The 24,502-nt window shown below is 29.9% G+C and carries 26 protein-coding genes and 2 tRNA genes; 16 read left to right on the top strand and 12 right to left on the bottom strand.

Annotated elements, in window-relative coordinates:
• Positions 1-118: 118 nt before the first annotated feature.
• On the top strand, positions 119-706 hold the full coding sequence (locus M3P09_RS07195; RefSeq protein WP_249972581.1) for an outer membrane beta-barrel protein: 588 nt from the start codon (positions 119-121) through the stop codon (positions 704-706).
• Positions 707-779: 73 nt separating this feature from the next.
• Here M3P09_RS07195 and M3P09_RS07190 read toward each other — a convergent pair whose 3' ends face one another.
• Positions 780-1,826, bottom strand: a complete 1,047-nt coding sequence (locus M3P09_RS07190) for an FKBP-type peptidyl-prolyl cis-trans isomerase (RefSeq protein WP_249972580.1) — start codon at positions 1,824-1,826, stop codon at positions 780-782.
• A gap of 81 nt (positions 1,827-1,907) precedes the next feature.
• Between M3P09_RS07190 and M3P09_RS07185 the strand changes: the two genes are divergently transcribed.
• On the top strand, positions 1,908-2,279 hold the full coding sequence (locus M3P09_RS07185; protein WP_249972579.1) for an RNA-binding S4 domain-containing protein: 372 nt from the start codon (positions 1,908-1,910) through the stop codon (positions 2,277-2,279).
• A 27-nt stretch (positions 2,280-2,306) separates the two neighbouring features.
• A complete protein-coding gene (locus M3P09_RS07180) occupies positions 2,307-2,810 on the top strand; it encodes a phosphoribosyltransferase family protein (protein ID WP_099563602.1) in 504 nt (167 codons plus the stop codon).
• On the opposite strand, the gene M3P09_RS07175 is transcribed toward M3P09_RS07180, so the two are convergent.
• Positions 2,802-3,323 (bottom strand): shikimate kinase, encoded by a 522-nt coding sequence (locus M3P09_RS07175; RefSeq protein ID WP_249972578.1) that lies wholly within the window; start codon positions 3,321-3,323, stop codon positions 2,802-2,804. The two genes, M3P09_RS07180 and M3P09_RS07175, sit on opposite strands and share 9 nt — an antisense overlap.
• A gap of 146 nt (positions 3,324-3,469) precedes the next feature.
• Between M3P09_RS07175 and M3P09_RS07170 the strand changes: the two genes are divergently transcribed.
• The 8 genes from M3P09_RS07170 (at position 3,470) to M3P09_RS07135 (ending at position 11,968) form a co-directional block, all read left to right on the top strand.
• A tRNA-Lys gene (locus M3P09_RS07170) sits at positions 3,470-3,542 on the top strand.
• A gap of 128 nt (positions 3,543-3,670) precedes the next feature.
• Entirely contained in the window at positions 3,671-7,261 is a 3,591-nt protein-coding gene (locus M3P09_RS07165; RefSeq protein WP_249972577.1) for a sensor histidine kinase, read from the top strand.
• An 82-nt stretch (positions 7,262-7,343) separates the two neighbouring features.
• Positions 7,344-7,428 (top strand) — tRNA-Leu (locus M3P09_RS07160).
• Between the two features lie 113 nt (positions 7,429-7,541).
• Positions 7,542-8,441: a MerR family transcriptional regulator gene (locus M3P09_RS07155; RefSeq protein ID WP_099563605.1), complete on the top strand. Its 900-nt coding sequence runs from the start codon at positions 7,542-7,544 to the stop codon at positions 8,439-8,441.
• A 45-nt stretch (positions 8,442-8,486) separates the two neighbouring features.
• Positions 8,487-9,950, top strand: a complete 1,464-nt coding sequence (locus M3P09_RS07150) for a phytoene desaturase family protein (protein ID WP_249972576.1) — start codon at positions 8,487-8,489, stop codon at positions 9,948-9,950.
• A 20-nt stretch (positions 9,951-9,970) separates the two neighbouring features.
• Entirely contained in the window at positions 9,971-10,810 is an 840-nt protein-coding gene (locus tag M3P09_RS07145; RefSeq protein ID WP_249972575.1) for a phytoene/squalene synthase family protein, read from the top strand.
• A gap of 9 nt (positions 10,811-10,819) precedes the next feature.
• Complete coding sequence (locus M3P09_RS07140; RefSeq protein ID WP_099563608.1) at positions 10,820-11,269, top strand: sterol desaturase family protein; 450 nt, start codon at positions 10,820-10,822, stop codon at positions 11,267-11,269.
• A gap of 3 nt (positions 11,270-11,272) precedes the next feature.
• Positions 11,273-11,968, top strand: coding sequence for a lycopene cyclase domain-containing protein (locus tag M3P09_RS07135; RefSeq protein WP_249972574.1), 696 nt, complete (start codon positions 11,273-11,275; stop codon positions 11,966-11,968).
• On the opposite strand, the gene M3P09_RS07130 is transcribed toward M3P09_RS07135, so the two are convergent.
• From M3P09_RS07130 to M3P09_RS07100, 7 genes are all read right to left on the bottom strand, one after another.
• On the bottom strand, positions 11,960-12,517 hold the full coding sequence (locus tag M3P09_RS07130; RefSeq protein ID WP_249972573.1) for a TlpA family protein disulfide reductase: 558 nt from the start codon (positions 12,515-12,517) through the stop codon (positions 11,960-11,962). The two genes, M3P09_RS07135 and M3P09_RS07130, sit on opposite strands and share 9 nt — an antisense overlap.
• Positions 12,518-12,687: 170 nt before the next feature.
• The gene (locus tag M3P09_RS07125; protein WP_249972572.1) at positions 12,688-13,569 is read right to left on the bottom strand and encodes an anti-sigma factor; all 882 of its coding nucleotides are present in this window, start codon (positions 13,567-13,569) and stop codon (positions 12,688-12,690) included.
• A 73-nt stretch (positions 13,570-13,642) separates the two neighbouring features.
• The gene (locus M3P09_RS07120; protein ID WP_099563612.1) at positions 13,643-14,314 is read right to left on the bottom strand and encodes a Crp/Fnr family transcriptional regulator; all 672 of its coding nucleotides are present in this window, start codon (positions 14,312-14,314) and stop codon (positions 13,643-13,645) included.
• A 115-nt stretch (positions 14,315-14,429) separates the two neighbouring features.
• On the bottom strand, positions 14,430-14,861 hold the full coding sequence (locus M3P09_RS07115; protein WP_099563613.1) for a DUF5606 family protein: 432 nt from the start codon (positions 14,859-14,861) through the stop codon (positions 14,430-14,432).
• 55 nt (positions 14,862-14,916) lie between these two features.
• Positions 14,917-15,507, bottom strand: coding sequence for a peptide deformylase (gene def / locus M3P09_RS07110; protein WP_249972571.1), 591 nt, complete (start codon positions 15,505-15,507; stop codon positions 14,917-14,919).
• Positions 15,508-15,574: 67 nt separating this feature from the next.
• Positions 15,575-15,985, bottom strand: a complete 411-nt coding sequence (gene ruvX, locus M3P09_RS07105) for a Holliday junction resolvase RuvX (protein WP_099563615.1) — start codon at positions 15,983-15,985, stop codon at positions 15,575-15,577.
• Between the two features lie 103 nt (positions 15,986-16,088).
• Positions 16,089-16,397 (bottom strand): hypothetical protein, encoded by a 309-nt coding sequence (locus tag M3P09_RS07100; RefSeq protein ID WP_099563616.1) that lies wholly within the window; start codon positions 16,395-16,397, stop codon positions 16,089-16,091.
• A 328-nt stretch (positions 16,398-16,725) separates the two neighbouring features.
• Between M3P09_RS07100 and M3P09_RS07095 the strand changes: the two genes are divergently transcribed.
• Both M3P09_RS07095 and M3P09_RS07090 read left to right on the top strand, forming a co-directional pair.
• Positions 16,726-17,541, top strand: a complete 816-nt coding sequence (locus tag M3P09_RS07095) for a 2,3,4,5-tetrahydropyridine-2,6-dicarboxylate N-succinyltransferase (RefSeq protein ID WP_099563618.1) — start codon at positions 16,726-16,728, stop codon at positions 17,539-17,541.
• A gap of 93 nt (positions 17,542-17,634) precedes the next feature.
• Complete coding sequence (locus M3P09_RS07090) at positions 17,635-18,681, top strand: glycosyltransferase family 9 protein (protein WP_249972570.1); 1,047 nt, start codon at positions 17,635-17,637, stop codon at positions 18,679-18,681.
• On the opposite strand, the gene M3P09_RS07085 is transcribed toward M3P09_RS07090, so the two are convergent.
• Positions 18,678-19,721, bottom strand: coding sequence for a glycosyltransferase (locus M3P09_RS07085; protein ID WP_099563620.1), 1,044 nt, complete (start codon positions 19,719-19,721; stop codon positions 18,678-18,680). The genes M3P09_RS07090 and M3P09_RS07085 overlap by 4 nt on opposite strands.
• A 60-nt stretch (positions 19,722-19,781) precedes the next feature.
• Between M3P09_RS07085 and glf the strand changes: the two genes are divergently transcribed.
• Entirely contained in the window at positions 19,782-20,885 is a 1,104-nt protein-coding gene (glf, locus tag M3P09_RS07080) for a UDP-galactopyranose mutase (protein ID WP_249972569.1), read from the top strand.
• 36 nt (positions 20,886-20,921) lie between these two features.
• Positions 20,922-21,677, top strand: coding sequence for a glycosyltransferase family 2 protein (locus M3P09_RS07075; protein ID WP_249972568.1), 756 nt, complete (start codon positions 20,922-20,924; stop codon positions 21,675-21,677).
• A gap of 3 nt (positions 21,678-21,680) precedes the next feature.
• Here M3P09_RS07075 and M3P09_RS07070 read toward each other — a convergent pair whose 3' ends face one another.
• Entirely contained in the window at positions 21,681-22,439 is a 759-nt protein-coding gene (locus M3P09_RS07070) for a lipopolysaccharide kinase InaA family protein (protein ID WP_249972567.1), read from the bottom strand.
• Positions 22,440-22,546: 107 nt separating this feature from the next.
• On the opposite strand from M3P09_RS07070, the gene M3P09_RS07065 reads away from it, so the two are divergent.
• Entirely contained in the window at positions 22,547-23,623 is a 1,077-nt protein-coding gene (locus tag M3P09_RS07065; protein WP_249972566.1) for a glycosyltransferase family 4 protein, read from the top strand.
• Here M3P09_RS07065 and M3P09_RS07060 read toward each other — a convergent pair.
• A complete protein-coding gene (locus M3P09_RS07060) occupies positions 23,609-24,457 on the bottom strand; it encodes an FkbM family methyltransferase (protein WP_249972565.1) in 849 nt (282 codons plus the stop codon). The genes M3P09_RS07065 and M3P09_RS07060 overlap by 15 nt on opposite strands.
• Positions 24,458-24,502 lie beyond the last annotated feature (45 nt).

Here is a 24,502-nt window from a genome sequence, read left to right as displayed (position 1 = left end):
GTCCTTTTATTAAAATAAAAGGACCTTTTTTATTTTAAATAATTTTTTAGTTAAGAAATAATTAACGTTTGGCAACGTTTTTGATATTATACATCCAAATCACAAAAAACGAACAATTATGAAAAATTCATTTTTTATTACCTTATTATTTTTAGTATCAATATCTACAGCCACTTATGCCCAATCAGCAAGTGGCTTTGGTTTTAAAGCAGGTTTAAACTATAATGCCAATGGCAATTATTTTGAATCTGTAAGCAACAATGCCGAAAATCCTGATAGAAACATTGGTTATCATTTTGGTGTTTTTGGTAAATTTGGAAAACAGGTTTATTTTAAACCAGAGTTAGTTTACACAAGTACAAAAAGTGATTATACTAGTGATAGTTTTAAAATGCAAAAAGTAGATGCGCCATTACTAGTTGGTTTAAAAGTTTTAGGACCTATTAGTGTTTTTGGTGGACCATCATTCCAGTATATTATCGACTCTGAATTTGATGGTGTTTCTATTAACGATATAGATAATGATTTATCTGTAGGGCTTAACTTTGGTATAGGACTTAACTTAAACAAACTAGGCATAGATGTAAGATACGAAAGAGGTTTTAGCAACAATGAAGCTAAATTTTTGGAGAACAACAATGTTGGTACAAGTAGATTAGATACGCGTCCAGATCAGTTAATTTTAAGTTTATCACTTATTCTGTAAAAAATTGAAGCTTTGCTTTTAAAACAAAAAACCTCGCAAATTGCGAGGTTTTTTGTTTTAAATAAAGTTATTTCTATTCGTTATAATTTATTTTAATATTTTCATCAAGGTAATCATCAACACCATCGTTATTAGAATCTTTAATTGTAACTGTTTTTATAGTAATAATTCCACCGTTTTCCGATCTATCAATTTCAAATTCTTTAGCTCCAAGTACTGGCTCTTGTTCTCCCAGATTTGTATTAACAGTATATGTATTAGGTTCTAGTTCGTCAAGTGTTGGTACACCATCTCCATCATCATCTAAATCAACATAATCAGGGATATTATCACCATCAGTATCATCATCTGCTACAGCATCATCAACATTAAAAGTAAACTCACCATCTCCAGTTAAATCTTCCATATATGATGGGACTCCATCATTATCATGATCAGCCAGGTCTATTTGAAATAAATCAAACTTAAAAGCAATTGATGCATATGAAGGGATTCCTCCTGTTGCATTATTAAAATAAGCTAACCCAGAAGGCAAAAACATCACTCCTACTCCATGATTCATATAGTTAACAGTTCCATCGTTTTCGCTAGTAAACGATTCTGCTCCATTAAAAAAAGGCATTACTTTTCTCCAACCAGGAACCAGTGATACTAAATCAAAATCTACAGGTGTCACAGCACTATCAAATACCTCATTATCTAGTGTAAAACCTTCATAACTCACACGAATTTGATCTGAAAACTTAGGAGAATCTCCTCCTGCAAGTGGATTTAAATCTAACACATAAAATTCATAATTTGTTTCAGAAAAAACTACTATTTTTAAATCAACAGCATCCATTAACAATTTATTATTGTCTGGATCAGGCACAACACCATCTGAAGGAAGTTCACTAATTATCAAATCTTTAATGCTAGGATCAGGATTATTTACAAATACACTAGCATTATAATAATGTCCGTTTAAATATTTAACTAAAGAATCTTTATCTTTAGCTTGTTGCTCTGTTCTATCTTCTAATTCAATTTGGGTGATATTATCTCCTCCGTCATCTTTATTACATGATAAAAACCCAACTACTAAACATAAAATAGATAAAGCTATTTTTCCTTTTCTCATTATTGATTATTTTTGAGGCGCAAGATACAATTTTAATATAGTTTTGCACAAGAACATTAACGTAGTTTTTAGAATAATTGTATGCGTATAGACAAGTATTTATGGTGTATTAGGTATTATAAAACCCGATCGATAGCTACTACTGCTTGTAAAAAAGGTCAAGTTAAAGTAAATAATGATGTTGTTAAGCCTAGCAGAGTAGTATTTGCACAAGATATTATTGAATTAAGGAAAAATCAAATTAATTATAAGCTAAAGGTTAATGATATTCCAAAAAGTAGGCTTGGAGCAAAATTAGTTGATCTTTATAGAACGGATATAACACCAAAAGAACAGTTTGAAACTCAAGAGCTTTTAAAATATGCAAAAGATTATTACAGAAAAAAAGGTGTTGGAAGACCTACAAAAAAAGATAGAAGAGATATTGATGATTTTACTGATAAAAATGAGTAATTTTAAAACTTTAACTAACAACCCAATATGACAGCCACTAATAATGTTATTTTAAATCATACAGAAATCAATCATAAAATTAGACGTATTGCATTTCAGATTTATGAAAGTAATGTATATGAGACTGAAGTTATTTTAGCAGGAATTGACAGTAATGGTTATATCCTTGCAAAAAAATTAAAAACTGCACTTAGTAAAATATCTGATATTAATCCTGTACTTTGTAAAGTTAGTATAGACAAAAAAAATCCGTCTTCAGAAATTAAAACATCAATTAATCAAAATGATTACAAAAACAAATCTTTGGTTTTAATAGATGATGTTTTAAATTCTGGTACTACCTTAATCTATGGAGTAAAACATTTTTTAAACGTTCCCTTAAAACAGTTTAAAACGGCCGTATTAGTTAATAGAAATCATAAAAAATATCCTGTCAAAGCAGATTTTAAAGGTATTTCTTTATCAACCTCTTTACATGAACATGTTAATGTAGTTTTAGAAGGGGGAAATTTTGAAGCGGTTTTAGAATAGCTCCAAAATGATGTCTTCAATAACATCATCTTTTGTTTTATTATCTATTGTTACATGAGTTTCAGCTTGATTATAAAACTGTACGCGCTCAAATAAATGCTTACCAATAAACTCAGTCATTTCCTCTTTAGTTTCAATATGAGCAATTAAAGGGCGTTTTGCTTTCTTTTTCATCAGCTTATTCACTAAAGTTGATAAAGAAGCTTTTAAATATATACTCTTAACATTTTCAGCATTTAAAATAACATCCATATTACCACTGTAACAAGGAGTGCCTCCTCCTACAGATAATATTATGTTGTTTTTAGCTTGTAATAATTGTTTTAAATAGTGAAATTCTTGCTTTCTAAAATAAATTTCACCTTTAATTTTAAACACATCGCTTACTGATAGGTTTTCTTTATCTTCAATAAAATCATCTAAATCAATAAAACTATAATTTAATTTTTCAGCTAATTTCTTCCCTAAAGATGTCTTTCCAGAAGCCATATATCCAATTAAAACTATGATCATTTTTACGCTATAAATTGATTATTAAAAACATACGATTAAGTCATGCAAAAAAACAAAAATTTCTTTAAAAAAAGTATTGTTTTATTAATTAAACATTTTATATTTGCACCCGCTAACAGTAATACTGTTTGCAGTATTGAAATAATGACCTGGTAGCTCAGTTGGTAGAGCATCTCCCTTTTAAGGAGAGGGTCCTGGGTTCGAGCCCCAGCCCGGTCACAAAACAAAAAAAGTCTAACTATAATAGTTAGACTTTTTTTTGTTTTTAAATAAACTACACTTTTTTTCTTATTTTGTAAAGTGTAAGACTCTCCCAATTTAGATTTTTACTAAGAAATCAGTCCTCCATGAAGCAAAAACTTAATAAGTTAACGTACCTAAGTAAAGTGCGTTGTCGTTTAAAATTCTATGTATCAACCATAGCTATACTTCTACTAATTTCAGGCTGCAACCAAAAAAATGACCGTTTAATCAATAGCACAGATACCCCAGAAGTCAATATTCTAAAACCTACCAGCTTTATAGATGTACCAACACCTACCGTTATTCCCTTTCATCTAGATTCGGTAGAAAATGTAAAATTAACGCCAAAACAAATCCCTTTTAAAGTTCAATCCACTTTTAAAGACCCACACACTCCAGAGTCGTTAAAATTCAGTAATGCTACCATACTCGATACCACAAAATTCATTCGTACTGAAATTGGAAAAAATGGCACTCCAAATCCGTATACCTATGTTGTATATAAAGATGTTGATATAGAGAATATAACCGACTCCATAGTTACCTACATGGAAGTCATAGCCAAACAACCTAAGCTTAGGAATACAACATCATTTGTTACAATGATAGATGAGAAGAGATACGACCTCCAATACCTAACATTTGAACAAGGACTGCCAGATACCTACGTAAGATCTATTTGTGAAGACTCTAAGGGAGCTGTTTGGATGACCACCCCAAAAGGAACCCTTATTAAATATGACGGGGTTTATGCATGGGAATACGGAAAAGAAGAAGGCTGTAACATTCCATTGTATGTTAAAAACTTATTTATAGATGAAGATGATACCATATGGATGGGCACCAGGGAAGGCATGATACGTTTTGATGGCTATACGTTTAGGTATTATAACCAAGGTCTTTTTAATGATGTTATCATGGACATTAAAGCAGATCCACAAAAAAACATTTGGATTGGAACGTTAAAGCATGGTTTGCTTAAAATGTCATCAAATAATGATTCAAATCAAGAAAAGATTGAGCAATACACGTCATCTCATGGATTATGTTCAGAGATGATCACGAATATTAGTATTGCCAAATCGGGCGATATTTGGCTTGGATCTGGAAGGAACTGCACCGTTTTGTTAAATAAAAACAAACTTACCAATCTAGTTCCCATAAAAGAAACTACAAGTGATTACACACGAGACCTTGTTTTAGATCGTAACAACAACCTCTGGATAACCAAATACACTAAAATATTCAAGTATAATATTGATTCAAATACGCTGACGCAAGTAATTCTGGCCAATAGGTCATATGAAACCTTAAAAGATCTTACCGTAGATTCTAAAAACAGACTTTGGGGAAATACTTTTGAAAAAGGTGCATTTGTCATACAAGGCTCAAGCTTTATATGGTTCGATTCAGTTAAAGACCCAAAATGGGTAGAACCCATTGCCGCCAGTGCTAACGATCATGTATGGATGAGTAACGGTAAGGGATTGTATAAACTAAAATTAAACTCTTTCAAATTTATACCCTTTGATAAAGATGTTTTTTATGATCCCACATCAATAGCCCCTGAAATTTTTATGGCAGAAGACAATGAGGATAATCTATGGATGGCTTTCCATAAAAAAATCATGAAATATGATGGAACTCAATTTAATGTTCATCACTTAGAAGCAGATGATGTAATAAGCCGTATAACAAAAGGTAGCGAGGGAGAACTCTGGATTGGGGGGAGAAAAGGTATCTATAAATACCATAAAGACGGGCTAGAATTTTTCGAACTAAGTGATCATTCTATCAATACTTATGGTTTCCAGAACATGATTGATTACGGGGAAGATGGGCTCCTTGCAAATACTTTTGGTCAATTGTATAGAATTAAAGATGGTAGATTTTGGTCATACAATCTATATGAAAAACTAGGGGTTTATAGGAATATGCGCGTTTTTTCATGTAAAAAGGATAAATGGGGCAGAATTTGGATGGGAGGCGACCAAGGGTTACTAATGCTTGATAATGATCAACTACATTGGCTCAATACTATAGAAGAAATACAAGACATAGAAATAAAAGATCTCATATTTGATAAAGATGACAACCTAGTAATCAGCACTCCCAGAAACACCATGTTTAAGTTAACATTTGATGCTGAAGGTAATTTTGAAGGACCAGATAAATTAATTTCTTACACAGCTGTAGAAAGTCTGATATTTCATTATGCATACAACAGCACAAGTGATCACCAAGGAAATATTTGGCTGGGTACAAGAGAAGGAACATACCGATTAACTCCAAACTCTAAAAACAAACACCAATATAGGGTAAACCGTTTTTCAAAAAAAAATGGTTTTGCTGCGGGTAGTGTTGAAAATATTAAATTTTCCACCATTAATAATGAAAACACTTTATGGTGGACCAATGTAAAGAATATAGCAAAATTGGATCTTGACAACCTTCAAGAAGAAGAAAAGGAAGCAAACATCCCTACTGTTATGCTAAAGGATATAAATATTAACCAACAGTTTATAGACTTTAAACGGCTCAATGATACCAGCTATACTACAAATTTAAAACATCATGATAAGTTGGCTAGTTATTCCAGTCCTGTTGGGGCTTTCAATAATTATCCGGAATTTCTATCAGTTCCGCACACCATGAATCACCTTACATTTCATTTTTCAGCCATAAACTGGAATGCCCCACAAAATATACAATACCAATATAAAGTGGAAGGTATGGATGAAGCATGGAGTGAGTTGTCTAATACGCCTTTGGCAGATTACCGAAACATCCCTTACGGTGACCATACCCTTAAAGTAAAAGCGGTGAACCAATCTGGTAATTGGAGTCCTATCATGGAATATCCTTTTACTATAAACCCGCCATGGTGGCTCACGCAGTGGGCTAAGACTATGTGGGTACTAATTGCAATTGGACTTATATCTGGATTGGTGCAATTAAGAATTAAAAGCATTAAAAAGAAGATTAGAAAAGAAGAAAGCTTTCAGAGTAAAATATTCTTACTGGAATCTAAAGCATTGCGGGCCCAAATGAATCCGCATTTTATATTCAATGTCATAAATAGCATTCAAAGCTATGTTTTTTTACACAGTGAATTGGAAGCCAATAAGTATATCAATACGTTTTCGAAACTATTGCGCATGACACTTGAAATGGGTAGTTCTGATACCATTTCGCTTGATGATGAAATAAGATATCTTGAATCGTATCTAGCTCTTGAAAGCATCCGTATAGGAGATGACTTTAAAAGTTCCATAACTATTGATGACACTATTGATAAAGATAGTGTTAGAATACCCTGCATGCTTTTTCAACCTATTATTGAAAATGCCATAATTCATGGGCTTATGCCTAAATCTGGGGAGAAAAAACTAACGATAGATATGGTGCTAGAGGGCAATTACCTAAAAGGTATTGTTACAGATAATGGTATTGGTAGATTGGAAGCTTCAAGAATAAAAGCAAATCAAGTAGTCACCCATAAATCAATGGCCACAAGAATCATGAAAGAGCGTTTTGATATATCCAATACCATTAACGAGTTAAAACTTTCAATGAAAACAATTGATTTAATTGAGGGTGAAAAACCCATGGGAACAAAGGTTATTCTCAGTATTCCTGTAAGTACTATCGAGGCAACTAGAAATAATTTAAATTCTGATATTTCAACAACGTAATACTAATTAAAAATTAGCACTATTTTTAACAATAAATACCTGTTAAGATTATATATTTGCAAGCTATAAGTTTTTAATAAAAGCGCACGTGGCGGAATTGGCAGACGCGCTGGCTTGAGGGGCCAGTATCCGTTTAGGATGTGGAAGTTCGAATCTTCTCGTGCGCACTCTACTACCTCAAAAAACATTATTTTTTAAAACAAAATTATTTTATTTCGGTAATATTTTAACGATTTATTAATAATTATTCTTATGTTTGTTTAACGTAAACTTATTTTCGATGAACAATATTCAAGTCAATTTCAGTATAAAAGATTTGGAAAACCTTACTGGAATAAAGGCTCACACTATAAGAATTTGGGAAAAACGCTATAACTTACTTAGCCCAAACAGATCAGAAACCAATATTAGAAATTACAGTTTAACAAGTCTTCAAAAACTTCTAAATATTTCATATTTAAACAATAATGGTCTCAAAGTATCAAAAATTGCTAACTTAAAAGAAGAAGAAATTCCTATTAAAGTTAGGGAAATTGCATCAAGAGCAAAAGTTGAAGATCATGCCATTAATGCTTTGAAAATGGCTATGCTAAATTTTGATCAAGTCCTTTTTTATAACACCTACAATAACTTATTAGAAAATAAAACCTTTAGTGAAATATTTTATACAGTCTTCCTTCCTTTACTAAATGAAATTGGTCTATTGTGGCAAACTAATACAATCACCCCAGCTCACGAGCATTTTTTATCAATTCATATAAAGCAAAAAATTCTTTTAAATATTGAACGATTGCAAAGTTTAGAACCTAAGCCAAAGTCGAAAACTTTTATTCTTTTTTTACCAGATAATGAAATTCATGATATAGGCCTATTGTTTATAAATTACCAATTAAGAAGTAAAGGCTATCATACCATTTTTCTTGGAGAAAGCGTGCCAATGGAAAGTCTTAATGACTTACTTGACTTTTTTGACGATATTACATTTATATCGTATTTTACAGTATATCCAGAGGAGCAAAACGTTTTTAGTTATATAGATAAGTTTAGCAAAACGCTTTTAAATAACGGAAATGCAGATTTTATGATTTTGGGGCACAGACTTTCTACTGTAGACTTAACAAATCTTCCAAATAATGTTAGTACTTTTAATTCTATTGAAAACTTAGTTAAAGATTTGTAAACAATTTTTCATTTTGTTTATCATTTTACTATATTTGTTAAACAAATGAAAAAAACTATAAATATAATTGGTTCTGGATTTTCTTCACTAGCAGCCTCATGCTATTTAGCAAATGCTGGATATAAAGTAACTATTTTTGAAAAAAATAAAACCATAGGAGGTCGTGCGAGGCAATTAAAAAAAGATGGGTTTGTTTTTGACATAGGACCAACATGGTATTGGATGCCAGATGTTTTTGAGCGATTTTTTTCTGATTTTAAAAGAAAACCTTCAGATTATTATATTCTAGAAAAACTAAACCCTGCATATAGTGTTTATTATGGAAAAGATGATTTCATAACTATTGAAGATACATTAGAAAAAATAGTAAAAGCTTTTGAAAAAGAGGAACCTGGCAGTTCTATAAAGCTAAATAAATTCATAAAAGACGCCAAAGACAATTACGATGTGGCTATAAAAGATTTAGTTTATAACCCTGGGGTTTCTCCTTTTGAGCTTATTACTCCAACTACAATAAAAAAAATAAATCAATTTTTTAGTACAATAAAAAGAGATGTTAGGAAAGAGTTTAAAAATGAAAGGTTAATAAAGATTTTAGAATTTCCTGTATTATTTTTAGGCGCTAAGCCTAGCGATACTCCTTCGTTTTATAGTTTTATGAATTATGCTGATTTTGGATTAGGCACTTTTCACCCTAAAAAAGGTATGTACCAAGTTATATTAGCTATGGAAAGTCTAGCAAAAGAACTTGGAGTAAACATCAAAACTGAATCATCTATTGATAATATTATAGTTGAAAACAGGGAAGCAAAAGGTGTAATTTCTAATGGTAAAACCTATTTTTCTGATGTAGTAGTTAGCGGTGCAGATTATCATCATACAGAATCTCTTTTAGAAAAGCCTTATAGGCAATATTCAGAAAAATATTGGGGTAAAAAAACTTTTGCACCATCTTCACTCCTATTCTATGTTGGTTTTAATAAAAAGCTAAAAAATGTAAACCACCATACTCTATTTTTTGATGTAGATTTTGAAGCTCACGCTCATGAAATATACGATTCTCCCAAATGGCCAGAGAATCCGCTTTTTTATGCAAGTTTTCCAAGTAAAACTGATTCGAGCAGTGCTCCAGAAGGAAAAGAGGCTGGTATATTTTTAATTCCGCTAGCACCTGGTCTTGAAGATACGCAAGACCTAAGAGATATGTATTTTGAAAAAATAATATCTCGATTTGAAAATTTAACATCGCAAAATGTAAAAAATGATATTATATTTAAAGAAAGCTTTTGTATAAATGATTTTATCAATGATTATAACTCTTATAAAGGTAATGCTTATGGCATGGCTAATACACTATTACAAACTGCTTTTTTAAGGCCTAAGTTAAAAAGTAAGAAAGTAAAAAACTTGTTTTTCACTGGACAATTAACAGTTCCTGGTCCTGGAGTACCACCATCTCTAATATCAGGGAAATTAGTAGCTAGTTTAATCACTAAATACCATAATTAAATATTTTAAAATTTAAATAAATGAAATCTCTTTTTGATACTGTTTCTTATAATTCTAGTAAGCTTGTAACTAAAACTTATAGCACATCTTTTTCTTTAGCTACAAAAATGCTTCATAGTTCTATTAGAGGTCATATTTATAATATATATGGTTTTGTACGCTTTGCAGATGAAATTGTGGATTCTTTCCATGACTATAATAAAGAAGAGCTTTTTAATAAATTTAATGAAGATTTAGAGCATGCTTTAAAAAGTAAGATTAGCTTAAACCCTATATTAAATTCGTTTCAATATACATATCATAAATATAATATAGATAAAAATTTAGTTGATGCTTTTATGAATAGTATGAGATTGGATTTATATAAAACTAAATATCTAACAGAAAAAGAATACAAGGCATACATATACGGATCGGCAGATGTTGTAGGCCTTATGTGCTTAAAAGTTTTTGTGAAGGGAGACGATAAAAAATATAATACACTAAAAGAAACCGCTATGTCTTTAGGGTCAGCTTTTCAAAAAGTAAATTTTTTAAGAGATTTAAAAGCCGATTTTGAAGGTTTAAATAGAACATATTTCCCTAATACAGATTTATCAAACCTTGACGAAGCCTCAAAACAAAATATAATTGATGATATTGAAGTAGATTTTGCAAAAGGACTAAATGGTATAAAAAAATTGCCTATTGAAGCCAAATTTGGTGTATTTATGGCGTATAGATATTATAGACAGTTATTAAAAAAACTAAAAAAGACACCAGCCTTACAAATTAAAAATGCTCGCATTAGAGTTTCAAATCCAAAAAAAGTTGAGCTTTTAATGCGTAGTTATGTAAAATATCAATTAAATTTAATGTAATTTTAAGTTATGCAAACCCTACTTTGGATACTTGTTTTTTTAAGCACATATTGTTTTATGGAATTTATGGCGTGGTTTACACATAAATACATAATGCATGGTTTTTTATGGAGCTTACATAAAGACCATCATAAAAAAGATCATGATAGCTGGTTTGAACGAAATGATGCTTTTTTTATCTTTTATGCCATAGTTAGCATTACCTTTTTTTTACTTTGGAAATATAATGGTCTCTGGATAGGTTTACCTATTGGCATTGGCATATTTGCATATGGTTTATCTTATTTTATAGTACACGATATTTTCATTCATCAACGCTTTAAACTTTTTAGAAATGCTAACAATTGGTACGCAAAAGGTGTACGTCGCGCACATAAAATGCATCATAAGCACATAGACAAAGAAGATGGAGAATGCTTCGGGATGTTATTTGTTCCTTTTAAATATTTTAAAAAATAACAGATGCAATATTTATATCTGTTATTAAATTTAGGATCACTATCTATTCCTTTTCTTTTTAGCTTTCATCCCAAATTAAAATTCTATAAATATTGGCAAGCCTTAACTATTGGAATTATTACATCTATGTTAATTTTTATTCCCTGGGATATTATTTTTACAGCTAAAGGTATTTGGGGTTTTAATAATGATTACTTTTTAGGAATAAAATTATTTCACCTTCCAATTGAAGAATGGCTGTTTTTTATATGTATACCCTATGCATGTGTTTTTACACATTTTGCGTTGTTACATTATTTCCCCAACATGAAGTTACAGAAATCTGTCACAAAAAAAATATCTTACTCATTAATTATTGCTTTTTTTATTATCTCTGTTTTTAATTACAACAAATGGTATACTTTTATTAACTTCTTATTAGCATCAATAATAACTTTTCTGGTTTTGATTAAAAATTCAAAATTGCTAAGCGAGTTTTACTTAACATTTTTAGTTATGTTAATTCCTTTCTTTATTATAAATGGTGTATTAACAGGGAGTTTTATTGAAAATGAAGTGGTTTGGTATAATAATGCTGAAAATTTAGGGATTAGACTTTCTACAATCCCTATTGAAGATACAATTTATGCGTTTTCGCTCATCCTTTTAAATCTATTTATTGTTAAAACTTTAGTCAGAGAAAACCAAAATCTATCTTAATAAATCATCAATAGTATTCCTTACAGATTCACTATTCCAATTTGCTGCACCAGTTTTATCAATAACTACTTTACCCTGCTTGTCTATTAAAAATGTTCTTGGAATACCTTTTACGATAAAAAAGTCTGATTTTGAAACTTCGTTATAAACTTTAAAGGTATAATTGTTTTTTTCTAAAAACGAATAAATAGTTTCAAAGCTTTCGTCTGAAACAAATACAAATTCAATCTTTTTATTATAATCATCATAAAGTTTTTGCAGACTTGGCATTTCTGCAATACATGGTGGGCACCAAGTAGCCCAAAAATTGACTAATACTACTTTTTCTTTGGTTTCTTCAAAATTATAGATTGTTCCTTTCTTATCTTTTAATTTCCAATTATAATTAGTTAAACTAGGTTGTTCATTCTTGTTTATTGTAGACGGGCTAATTAATGCTAATCCTTTTTGTATAAACACTTGTATAGGCTTTCGCGTTTGCGGAATTAATAAAAGCGCCAATACAATTAAAAAAATAATATTACTTCTTTTAGGTTTATTAATTTTCATCTTTTTACTATTACTTTATAAGGATTGTAAGATGCAATTCGTTCATTACAGCTACAATGTTTGGTGTTCTTTTTTTAATCATTCTCATTATTATTAAACTAAAAAAAGCATAGTTTCTAAGTCGAAACTATGCTTCAAATCTAACAAAAACAAAGTATTTTAAAATACTTTTATCTAGATACTGTTCCTGATAAAGAAACAACTGGACCTGCTCCCATATCAATTACTGTATGGTTTGCTGCATTTCCTGGCACTACATGAGCTAAAGGTTTTAGTGTAAATGGCGCTGCACTATTATCTGGGCTAGGTTCAACAGATATTACTATTGTTGCTCCTTTTAAATCTGTTGGAAACGTAGTACCTGCTGGTGCTCCCTGTAAAAAATCTTCTCCAGGAAAGAAACCATCTGCTCCATTAGGAGCTGGCAAAGCTACTGATCCACTATATGGAGCCGCATCGTCAGTTGCTGCTACCTTTGTAAACGTTCCTGTGCTAATTGGAGTACCTCCAATAACTGCCCATCCCTCATATTTCCATCCATCTGGAAGCAATGGTAAAGTCAATCCAGCTACTGGTGGTGGTGCATTTGTATTATCTAAAAACCAAACTCCGCTAGCTTCATTTGTATCATCTGTATCAGTAGGAGTAGCCAAAATATATTTACCAGATGCGCCACTAAAGTCAGCTACAATTCCATTAGAATCTACAGCCGCTGAACTACCTGAAAAATCTCCTGCCAAAATTTTTGTTGGTGCTGGCTCTGGGTTTGGATCTACTGCTGGTTCAATTGAAAGTACAAACTTAGTTGCATTTGCTAATTGAGTTGCATCTACATTAAAGATTTGAGGAAAAGTAACAGATGTAAAAGTTCCTGTAGAAACTGGGGCTCCATTTACAATAATCCAACCCTCGTATACATAATCGCTGCCTAACTCTTCTAAACCAGTTAAGTTTAAAGTTAAACCAGCAGTTGTTGGTCCATCATCATCATTACTACAAGAAGTAGTAAAAATTCCTATTGCTAATATTGCAAAAAACATTTTTTTAATCATCACTATTTTTTTAAAATTATTTATACTTCAAAAGTATGGCGTGATAATTTTATAAAATGTTAGCCACCTAACATTAAGCAATTTTTTTATGAATTCTTATTTCTTTTCTACTAAATTCTATAACCTTTTCTTCTTTTAATTCATTTAAAAGAATGTTTAATGTAGGACGAGATGTACCTATTAAAGAAGCTATATCTTTTTGCGTGTAAGGGTGTTTAATAACATGGTCTCCTGTTTTTGGGCAATCATAACCATAATCGTCACATAATTCATCTAAAAACTCAACAAGTCGTGTTTTTGCATCTTTAAATAATAACAGCTGTAGTCGACGTTCTAATTTCTTTAATTTAAAGCCAATAACTTTATAAATTTTAAAACTAAATGTTTGGTTATTTCTCATCAAATCATGCATAGTATTAACGCTTATAGGGCAAATACTCGTAGCATTATCAATAGATTGCGCAAATTCTTCTCTTTTAGATTCGCCTAAAATTGCAGTTTCTCCAAACAATTCTCCCCGAGTTAAAATGGCTTTAACTACTTCATCACCTTCTTCACTGTAATATCCAATTTTTACTTTTCCCTTTTCTATAAGATATACTTTATTTGCAGAGTCTTCTTCAAAGTATATATAATCCTTCTTTTTGTATGCATCAAAATCGTGATCGACTTTATAGGCTTTAAACTTATGAGGACATAATACTTTGAAAAGATTGACGTCGTCAAAAAACCAAAGTGATTTCATTTTTAAATTGTTTTTGTTAGTGCCTTTAAGGTCGTTTTTAATGTCAACTCCTTACAAATAAGGCATAAAAAAACCTCTAAAAATAGAGGTTAGTTATTTAAGTGAAAAATTTAAGCTATTCTTCTTCTTCATGAGTTTTCACCTCATCCTTTTCTGTGTCTAGAAGATTTAACATATTGTGTTTTTGCAATAAGTTATACCATTGCAAAACCTTTTTAATATCGCTAGCATATACTCTGTCTTCATCATAATCTGGTAAAACATCAAAGAAATATTCTTCTAATTTATCTTTACTGTCTTTAGGTTTTACACTCGTTTGTTCTCCATTTTCCTTTTCTTTAATTTTAGAAAGAACTTGATTTAAAGGAATTTCTTCTGCTAGAGTATAAATAGCAATTTCGCTTAAAACACTAACATTTTGCTGTATGTTTACAGATATACGCTTGCTATCTATTAATGATTCTGCAACAAAACCTCCTCTAGTTTGTGCTATTAGTTTATATAACCCTGGTTTTCCAGAAATGGCTAATACTTTATCTAATCCCATAAATTATTTTTTTAAAAGTGGCAAATATCAATTGTTTAATTATATAGTGCAACTATTATCGTTTCTTTTTTTGATCTGGAAAACGCATTCTATAATCAACATTAATTTTCCCTTTTGAAATATTATTTAACTTTCCTTTTATTAAACGCTTTTTTAAACTCGATAACTTATCAGTAAATAATATCCCTTCAATATGATCATATTCATGCTGAATAACTCTAGCTATTAAGCCTTCAAAAACTTCTGTATGTTTTTCAAAATGCTCATCAACATACTCAACAGTTATTTTTGGTTGTCTAAATACATCTTCCCTTACGTCTGGAATACTTAGGCACCCTTCATTAAACGCCCATTCATCACCTTCTTCTTTAATTATTTTTGCATTAATAAAAACACGTTTAAAATCTTTTAAAGCCTTTTGCTCTTCTTTTGAAAGCGTTTCGTCATCAGCAAACGGGCTTGTATCTACTAAAAACAAACGTATAGGTAAACCTATTTGTGGAGCAGCCAACCCAACTCCAAAAGCATTATACATGGTTTCGAACATATTATCCAAAAGATTATCTAAATTTGGGTATTCTTTGGTAATATCTTTCCCTACCTTCTTTAAAACAGTATCGCCATAGGCTACAATTGGTAAAATCATTGTGGTTACATTATTAATTTGTGCAAAAATAAATACTTAATACTTAAAAATACGTGTTTTATAAAAACTATTTGGAATACAAATAACTTTGAAGTATGAGAGTAGCGCTAATTTCATCAATGAGAGCTTTATTTTGACGCTGTTGTTTTTTTAAGCCACTATCAATCATTGTTTGAAAAGCCATTTTAGAAGTGAAACGCTCATCAACCCTTATTATAGGGATATTAGAAAATTGTTCGCTAAGTTTAATTAAAAATGGTTTAATTAGTATTTCACTTTCAGATGCAGTATTATCCATTTGTTTAGGCTCTCCAACTAAAAAAAGCTCTACTTTTTCTTTACTTGTATAATCTTTTAAAAACGGAATAAGCTCTTTAGTATAAACAGTAGTAAGTCCAGAAGCAATAATTTGTAACTCATCTGTTACAGCTATTCCTGTTCGTTTCATCCCAAAATCTATTGCTAAAATACGTGCCATAAATTGTTTTGTACAAAAATAGTGTATTAAAACAAAAAAGACCGTCTTTACAGACAGCCTTCTTTAATAATTTAACCTTAATTATTAATATTTGAACTTTATTTTATGCTACTTTAGCTTTATTCATTTTAGGGAATAACCATTTAATATTTTCAACCTTTCTTACTCGGTTTAAATAAATTCTGATATCACTATTAGTACGTGCTACATTTTCTTTAACCTCAACCTTATCAGCTTTAGCTTCTTTTTTATTTACAGTATTAGTTACACTATCAACAGTAACAATTACATCTTCATTATTATCAGAAACAGAAACAGTATTTTCAGTTTCAACTTTTACTACGTTATCTTGTGCGTTTGCAAAAGAAAAAGAAAGTAGTAAAATTAATAATATGTAAATATTTGTTTTCATCAGATTTGGATTGTTTGATGGTTCAAATATATAATCACATTAAAGCTAAGCCCAATAAATTAGTTGTAACACATTGAATTTTCGATTATTAGAAAACGGTAGGATTTCCATCGATGAATAGTTTAACGGATTCTTTTCATCGTCGAAATACATCAAAAATGTATTTCATCGATTTATTCAATTCCTTAAAAGTGAAAACCGACTTTAATTTTTTAAAAATTCTGCTTAAAAAGGGCTTAATTTTTATCAAATATTCAACTCACATAATGAACATTTCTATCATTTTTTTAAATGATAGACATTATATTTGCTCAAAATATAAATACCAATGACAGAATTACAACAAACCATTGAGAATGCTTGGGATGATAGAGCTCTTTTAAAAGAAGAAGCTACTACTACAGCAATTAGAACAGTTATAGATTTATTAGATAAAGGTGAATTGCGGGTAGCTGAGCCAATTGCAAGTGGATGGCAAGTAAACGAGTGGGTAAAAAAAGCGGTTGTTTTATACTTCCCAATTCAAAAGATGGAAACTTTAGAAGCCGGTATCTTTGAATATCACGATAAAATTCCTTTAAAGAAAAATTTTGCTGAAAGAGGAATACGGGTTGTACCCAATGCTGTAGCTCGGCATGGTGCTTATATTTCTAGTGGCACAATATTAATGCCTAGTTATGTAAATATTGGAGCTTATGTTGATGAGGGTACTATGGTTGATACTTGGGCTACAGTTGGTAGTTGTGCACAAATTGGTAAAAATGTACATTTATCTGGTGGTGTTGGCATAGGTGGTGTTTTAGAGCCTTTACAAGCAGCACCCGTAATTATAGAAGATAATGCCTTTATTGGAAGCCGTTGTATTGTAGTAGAAGGTGTTCGCGTTGAGACAGAAGCAGTTTTAGGAGCTGGTGTTGTTTTAACTATGAGTACAAAAATAATTGATGTTACTGGAAACGAACCGATAGAATATAAAGGTAGAGTTCCTGCTCGTTCTGTTGTTATTCCTGGTAGTTATGCAAAAGAATTCCCGTCGGGAAGTTACAATGTACCTTGTGCCTTAATTATTGGTAAACGTAAAGAAAGCACAAACAAGAAAACATCGCTTAATGATGCTCTTCGTGAGCATGATGTAGCTGTTTAAAGCTTCTAGCTTATACATTTTAAATCCTAAATTCCATTATTTACAATAGCTTAATTGGAATTTGGGGTTTTTTATTTGTAATTTGATTTTTGAATGAAAATTTTAGTAATACAACAAAAAATGATTGGTGATGTGCTTACAAGCAGTATTCTGTTTGAGGCACTTCGGGCTAAATACCGAAACGCCCAACTAGATTATTTAATAAACGAGCATACTTTTCCTGTTGTAGAACATAATCCTTTTATTGATAATTGTATTTTTTTTACAAAAAAAGAAGAATCTAGCAAGCGTGCCCTGTTTAAGCTTGCAAAGGCAATTAAAAAAAGTAATTACGATATTGTTATCGATGTGTATTCAAAGATTTCCAGTAATTTAATAACAGTATTTTCCAATGCCAAAACTAAAATTTCTTATCATAAACCTTATAGTACCATTTTTTACAATCATAATATAAAAAGGCAACAAAGTACTAGCGAAAAAGCTGGTTTAGCTATTTTTAATAGATTACAATTATTACAGCCACTCGACATTGAAGTAAATTCTATTAAACCAAAAATATACTTATCTGAAAGTGAAATTATAAATAGTAAGTTATTTTTAGAAAAGCACAATGTAAACTTGAACAAACCCTTGTTTATGATTAGTGTTTTGGGAAGTGGTGATAATAAAACTTATCCATTTCCATATATGGCTAAAGTTATTGATGTTATTGTCAAAAAAACTCAAGGACAAATTTTATTTAATTATATACCAAAACAAGAAACACAAGCTAAAGCCATTTTAAATTTATGCAGCGCTGAAACCAAAGAACTAATAAAATTTAATGTTTTTGGTAAAAGCTTAAGAGAATTTTTAGCCATAACGCATTATTGTAATGCTTTAATTGGAAATGAAGGCGGCGCTATAAATATGGCAAAAGCACTAAACATTAGAACATTTGCAATATATTCTCCGTGGATAGACAAAGCCTCATGGAATCTTTTTGAAGATGAAAATAATGTTAGTGTACATTTAAAAGATTATAAACCTGAGTTATATACAAAACCTGAAAAAGATTATAAGAAAGAGACTTCTGTATTATATAATGAGTTTAAGCCTAATTTATATATTGACAAACTAGAAGGTTTTTTAAACCATTAATTATCCAAAACTTCTAAAGCTTTTTTCACAGCTGCTTCAACAAATTGCCCTTTCATTACTTTCTCTTGCACCTTTAAAACATTGTTTTTCATTACTTTATAATCATCTTCAGATAATTTCTCTAAAATACTGTTTAAATCTTTAAGATTAGAAACTGCAACGCCTAGATTGTTTTCAACAATGAAAGTAGCGATAGCAGCTTTATCCCAAACTATAACAGGAAGTCCACACAATAGATATAGTGAAGTTTTATGTGGATTATTATATTTTAAATACAATCCTAAATCACCACTGCATGACTCGGTAGAAATACCATCCCAAACCAATCCAAAATCTGCTTCAATTTTATATGCAATTTGATCAGATGGGAAAGCGCCTTGGTAAAGAATAACTGAATCCTTTTCATTTACTTTTCGCTTACTCGCATCAAAACCAATACCATAAAGCTTTAAGTTATACTTGCTATGTTCTAAAATATCAAAATCAAAAATGTAAGCATTCTTCCCTTCTCCAAAACCACCAGCATAAGCAATACTATAAATTTCTTTTTTAGTTATTTCCTTATTTTGGGTAGGTTTTTCTTTTGAAACATAATCGAAAATGCCTAAAACTACTATAGGTATTTTAGTGTTTTGATCTAAAAACCATTGTTTCATTGATTCGTTATGCACAATAATAACATCAGAGCATACAATTTTGGATAATTCCTTTTCAACATCTTTGGTTCTTCCTTTTAAGCTTCTAACGTCATGAACTATCGTTATAATTTTACAGCGTTTTAACTTTGCGAAAAATAGTATTAGTTTTCTAAATTTATTGTTTGGATATTGTGTGCATATAATAGATTTAAATGGCAGTCTTAACAATGCTATTGTAATTCCAAAAAAATTCTTTATTGTTCCAATAGCCGAATTTGGGATAGATGATTGTTTAAATCCTAAATTTTTAAACCCTAAATTTTGCAATGTGATTTCACAATCTGTTTTTGCTTTTCCTGCGGCATTAAATAGCGACTTATAATTTCTAGAAATGTAATACATATTGGCTGAAAAATTTTTTTAAGGAAATTAATATTCTAGTTTTGTTAAAAATATAAAAGTATGCAAAAGTATGATTATTTAATTGTTGGAGCAGGATTATTTGGATGCGTATTTGCACACGAAGCCACTAAAGCAGGAAAAAAATGTCTTGTTATAGACAAAAGAACTCATGTAGGTGGTAATGTTTACTGCGAAAATGTTGATGGTATTAATGTACACAAATATGGTGCACACATATTTCATACTAACGATAAACAGATATGGGACTATGTAAATCAGTTTGCAGAATTTAATAATTATATCAATTCACCTGTATCTATTTCAAAAGGAAAATTATACAATTTACCTTTTAATATGAATACATTTTATCAATTATGGGGCACAAAAACACCAGAGGAAGCTAAAACCATTATAGAAAACCAAATAAAAGAATACGGTTACAAGAAACCTAAAAATTTAGAAGAACAAGCATTATCATTAATTGGCAAAGACGTTTATAAAACCTTGATTAAAGAATACACCGAAAAGCAATGGGGTAAAAAAGCAACAGAACTCCCTGCTTTTATTATTAAGCGGTTACCTGTTCGATACACGTTTAACAATAACTATTTTAACGATAAATATCAGGGCATTCCTATTGGCGGGTACAACAAAATAATAGATGGATTGCTAGATGGTATTGAAACCAAAACCAATATTGATTTTTTTGAAAATAAAGCAGAATTAACAGCTTTAGCATCAAAAATAGTATACACTGGAAAGATTGATGAATTCTTTAATTATAAGTTTGGTAATTTAGAATATAGATCGTTACGATTTGAAAACACTCGATTAGAAAAAGAAAATCATCAAGGAAACGCAGTTGTAAATTATAATGATAGCGATATTCCTTATACCCGAATTATTGAACACAAACATTTTGAATTTGGTAAGCAAAACCATACTGTTATAACAAAAGAGTTTCCTGAAGAGTGGACCAAAGAAAAAGAAGCCTACTACCCTATTAATAATGAAGACAATCAAAATAAGTATCAACAATACAAAGCATTATCTTTAAAAGAATCTAATATAATTTTTGGCGGCAGATTAGCCGAATATAAATATTACGATATGCACCAAATAATAGCATCAGCATTACAAAAGGTTAAAAAAGAATTAAGCTGAAATAACTATTTTTGTATAACATAAAAGTTAAAAGATATGATTAAGCTTTCTGGTGTCATAATTACATATAATGAAGAAGAACACTTAGAAAAATGTTTAGCATCCCTAGTTGATGTAGTAGATGAAATAGTAGTAGTCGATTCTTTTTCAAATGATAAAACACCTGAAATATGTAAAGCCTTTAATGTAAAATTTATTCAGAATAGATTTGAAGGCTATATTGAACAAAAAAACTTTGCGCTTTCGCTTGCAAACCATGACTATATTTTATCATTAGATGGAGATGAAGCTTTATCTGATTATCTTAAAAAATCTATTTTAGAAGTAAAAGAAAATTGGTTATATGATGGATATTATTGCAATAGATTAAATAATTATTGCGGTCAGTGGATTAAACATTCTGATTGGTATCCAGACAAAAAACTAAGACTTTTTAAAAAAAATAGTGGTGAATGGAAAGGCATAAATCCACATGATAGATATACACTTAAAAAAGGATTAAAAGCTGGTAAACTTAAAGGAGATTTATTACATTGGGTATATAGAGATTACAAAGAGCATAATTTAAAGGTCGAAAATTTTTCTACTATTGCTGCAAATGCATATTTTAAACTAGGAAAAAAATCTTCTTTAATAAAAATTATTTTCAGGCCTTCTTGGGCTTTTTTTAAAGCTTACTTTTTACGCTTGGGCTTTTTAGATGGACTAAATGGTTTTATTATTTGTGTACAAACTTATAACGTTACATTTTTAAAGTACATTAAGCTTTATAAGCTTAACAAAGACAAGTAATTGTTATTTTTTCCAGAATTTTAATTTCTTTTTTAAGCGTCTTTTACGATGGTATTTTTCTTGAAAAATTTCAGTTTCTTTCCACATTAAATTAAAAATAGTACTGTAATCTTTTCCAGAACATTTTGCGTATTCATCACTCATGACTTCAACCATAGATTTATGAATAGTTAATTTAGAAAAGTTTTTTATTCGGGTTTCAAAATCTAAAGTTTTAAACTCCATTCTGTTTAAATCAACCAAGTAAAAATCATATCCATTACCAGATTTTTTTATTAATGTATTTCCTGGTGAATGGTCTAAAAAATGAATACCCTTTTCGTGTAAATCAAATGTGAATTTTGTGAAAGCTCTTAAAACAGAGCCGTAGTTAGGAATATTAAAATCTGTTGTTAACTCTCTATATGTATAGTCGCAATCAATCTGTTCGCTTATATAATAGCTTTTTTTGAATAAGAACGAGGTTTTAAACTCATAATACGCTATAGGTTGCGGAGTTCCAACATTTAAACTAATAAGCCTATTTGCATACTCAAAAGATCGTTGCGCTTTACTTTTTCTTAAAAAACGATAAGCTATTTGATTAACGAGGTTAGGAACTCTAAACGATTTAACATTAATCGTTTTATTATCTAATTGAAATAATTTTAAAGAATTTCTATCTTGATTACCAAAGTTTTCGCCTTTTGAATCAAAATTGATAATAATATCATCAAAAAACACACTATTATCTTTAAACTTTTTATGTATTACTTTTTTCATAAAAACAACAACATCAATTAAATGCAAATAAACATAAAAAAATAAAGACTCAGTTTAATAGTTTCAGCTATTTCGTTTTTATATTTTTACGATACAAAAATAGAAGTATGCATAACATTTTTTTAGAATCTCATAATATAAAAAATCAACATTTTGGTTTTGGTCAGTTTAATTATCATTTAATAAAAGGGTTATACAATGCTAATATAGAAGGTTTTAAAATAACACTACATGCTAAAGATACTGATGCTTTAAAAAATGAATTTAATACTTATTTTAACTATAAAAAATATTTCTCATTAAGACGACATAACTCTTTTAGAATTAGAAAAAAATATGATTTGTGGCACTGTTTAAATCAAAATATAAAAATTGAGCCATATCATAATATTCCCTACTTGCTTACTGTACACGATGTAAATTTTATTGATGAAGTATCAAATGATTTAAATCATGAAATTAATACAAGGTTTCAAAATAAGCTTAACAGAAGTCATGCAATTACTTACATTTCAGAATACGCAAAACAATCAACGCACCAATATTTTAAAGTACCAAATGTTCCTGAATATGTAATCTACAATGGAAATCCTATTGTTGACATACAAATTCCTAAAAATTATGAGCCAAAGCAAACTTCAAAAAAACCATATTTATTTAGTATTGGTGAATTTACCGAACGTAAAAACTTCCATGCTTTAGTTAAAATGTTGGCAGTTTTACCCGAATATAATTTAGTGCTTTCTGGTAACAACAATACTGCTTATGCAAATAGTATTTTACAAGACACAATTAAAGAACTAAAACTAGAAAACCGTATAGTAATAACGGGAAAAATATCTGAGTTAGATAAGCAGTATTATTTACAAAATTGTGATGCGTTTGTTTTTCCATCGCTACGCGAGGGCTTTGGAATTCCACCAATTGAAGCTATGCGCTTTGGGAAGCCTGTTTTTTTATCAAACAACACGTCGCTGCCAGAAATTGGAGGAGAACATGCTTTTTATTGGAATCATTACGACCCAAACTATATGGCAGATATTTTAAAAAAAGGATTGAATATTTTTAATAAAAACAAAGCTATTTTATCTCAAAACTATATTAAACATGCAAAAAGCTTTAATTGGAATGATGCAGCTAAACAATATATAGAAGTATATAAAAATATACTATTTAGTAAATAGTAAATTATCTGATTTCCCTTTTTCTTTTAAAACATTAACATAGGACAAGAAACTTTCTTTATCAGTATTAAGGTTAAAAACTTTCGATTTATCATCCATAAATTTTACAGCACTAAAATATGGAATTATCAAATCAAAAAAGGCTTCATTACTTGTATTTGACACATTTTCTAAATGATGTGGTACATACTCAACATATAGGAAACCGCTAGTTTCCAATGTTTTTGTCATCCCTTTTAAAGCATAATATTCTGCGCCTTCAATATCCATAATTATACCTTGTGCTTCAGGTAAATTATTTGTACTAACATGCTCATCTACACTTATCATATCTACTTCAATAACATCTGGATTATCAAATGTATACATAAGTTTATCAATTTCAGGCTTTATCTTACTTCCACCAGAATTAATATTACTTGTATAAAATTTCACCTTTCTTGAAGAATCTCCTGCAGCATTATTAAACAACTTAACATTATCTATTTTGTTAATTAACACATTAGTTTCTAAAAAATAAAATGTTTTTGGATTCGCTTCGTAACCAACAACATTTTTACAATATTTAGAAAGCGGAATAAGCAACGTTCCCCAATGCACACCAATAACATAAAGCGTATCTGTAGGTTTTATAAAATCTTTAATAGTATTTACTTCAGACATGTCGTACTCGCCTTTATGTCCAAGTTTTTTTCCAACAGCAAGGTCATCAATAGGTGCAGTTATATTTCCATTTTTTGTTTCATAAATAACACCAATAGCATATTTTCCTAAAAGCTTTTTTCTTAACGAAGATTTAAACTTTAAAAACGAATACTTAATTTTCTTGCTCATTCTACTGCTTTAAAATTATTTAAAACAAATGTATCAATTATACTT

Origin of the sequence: Jejuia spongiicola (genome assembly GCF_023502325.1) — a bacterium.
Lineage (GTDB): Bacteria > Bacteroidota > Bacteroidia > Flavobacteriales > Flavobacteriaceae > Wocania_A > Wocania_A spongiicola.
Note: the sequence above shows the minus strand (reverse complement) of the source record. Positions and strands in the feature narration are given on the sequence as shown.

Excerpts from the sequence above, each read along its gene's own strand:
- M3P09_RS07180 (WP_099563602.1), top strand. The coding sequence starts at position 2,307 with ATGACAGCCACTAATAATGTTATTTTAAATCATACAGAAATCAATCAT.
- M3P09_RS07100 (WP_099563616.1), bottom strand. The coding sequence starts at position 16,397 with ATGAAAACAAATATTTACATATTATTAATTTTACTACTTTCTTTTTCT.
- M3P09_RS07150 (WP_249972576.1), top strand. The coding sequence starts at position 8,487 with ATGAAAAAAACTATAAATATAATTGGTTCTGGATTTTCTTCACTAGCA.
- M3P09_RS07145 (WP_249972575.1), top strand. The coding sequence starts at position 9,971 with ATGAAATCTCTTTTTGATACTGTTTCTTATAATTCTAGTAAGCTTGTA.
- def (WP_249972571.1), bottom strand. The coding sequence starts at position 15,507 with ATGATTTTACCAATTGTAGCCTATGGCGATACTGTTTTAAAGAAGGTA.
- M3P09_RS07165 (WP_249972577.1), top strand. The coding sequence starts at position 3,671 with ATGAAGCAAAAACTTAATAAGTTAACGTACCTAAGTAAAGTGCGTTGT.
- M3P09_RS07185 (WP_249972579.1), top strand. The coding sequence starts at position 1,908 with ATGCGTATAGACAAGTATTTATGGTGTATTAGGTATTATAAAACCCGA.
- M3P09_RS07155 (WP_099563605.1), top strand. The coding sequence starts at position 7,542 with ATGAACAATATTCAAGTCAATTTCAGTATAAAAGATTTGGAAAACCTT.
- M3P09_RS07130 (WP_249972573.1), bottom strand. The coding sequence starts at position 12,517 with ATGAAAATTAATAAACCTAAAAGAAGTAATATTATTTTTTTAATTGTA.
- M3P09_RS07135 (WP_249972574.1), top strand. The coding sequence starts at position 11,273 with ATGCAATATTTATATCTGTTATTAAATTTAGGATCACTATCTATTCCT.
- M3P09_RS07085 (WP_099563620.1), bottom strand. The coding sequence starts at position 19,721 with ATGTATTACATTTCTAGAAATTATAAGTCGCTATTTAATGCCGCAGGA.
- M3P09_RS07070 (WP_249972567.1), bottom strand. The coding sequence starts at position 22,439 with ATGAAAAAAGTAATACATAAAAAGTTTAAAGATAATAGTGTGTTTTTT.
- M3P09_RS07115 (WP_099563613.1), bottom strand. The coding sequence starts at position 14,861 with ATGGGATTAGATAAAGTATTAGCCATTTCTGGAAAACCAGGGTTATAT.
- M3P09_RS07060 (WP_249972565.1), bottom strand. The coding sequence starts at position 24,457 with ATGAGCAAGAAAATTAAGTATTCGTTTTTAAAGTTTAAATCTTCGTTA.
- M3P09_RS07065 (WP_249972566.1), top strand. The coding sequence starts at position 22,547 with ATGCATAACATTTTTTTAGAATCTCATAATATAAAAAATCAACATTTT.
- glf (WP_249972569.1), top strand. The coding sequence starts at position 19,782 with ATGCAAAAGTATGATTATTTAATTGTTGGAGCAGGATTATTTGGATGC.
- M3P09_RS07175 (WP_249972578.1), bottom strand. The coding sequence starts at position 3,323 with ATGATCATAGTTTTAATTGGATATATGGCTTCTGGAAAGACATCTTTA.
- M3P09_RS07195 (WP_249972581.1), top strand. The coding sequence starts at position 119 with ATGAAAAATTCATTTTTTATTACCTTATTATTTTTAGTATCAATATCT.
- M3P09_RS07125 (WP_249972572.1), bottom strand. The coding sequence starts at position 13,569 with ATGATTAAAAAAATGTTTTTTGCAATATTAGCAATAGGAATTTTTACT.
- M3P09_RS07075 (WP_249972568.1), top strand. The coding sequence starts at position 20,922 with ATGATTAAGCTTTCTGGTGTCATAATTACATATAATGAAGAAGAACAC.
- M3P09_RS07190 (WP_249972580.1), bottom strand. The coding sequence starts at position 1,826 with ATGAGAAAAGGAAAAATAGCTTTATCTATTTTATGTTTAGTAGTTGGG.
- M3P09_RS07090 (WP_249972570.1), top strand. The coding sequence starts at position 17,635 with ATGAAAATTTTAGTAATACAACAAAAAATGATTGGTGATGTGCTTACA.
- M3P09_RS07095 (WP_099563618.1), top strand. The coding sequence starts at position 16,726 with ATGACAGAATTACAACAAACCATTGAGAATGCTTGGGATGATAGAGCT.
- M3P09_RS07140 (WP_099563608.1), top strand. The coding sequence starts at position 10,820 with ATGCAAACCCTACTTTGGATACTTGTTTTTTTAAGCACATATTGTTTT.
- M3P09_RS07120 (WP_099563612.1), bottom strand. The coding sequence starts at position 14,314 with ATGAAATCACTTTGGTTTTTTGACGACGTCAATCTTTTCAAAGTATTA.
- ruvX (WP_099563615.1), bottom strand. The coding sequence starts at position 15,985 with ATGGCACGTATTTTAGCAATAGATTTTGGGATGAAACGAACAGGAATA.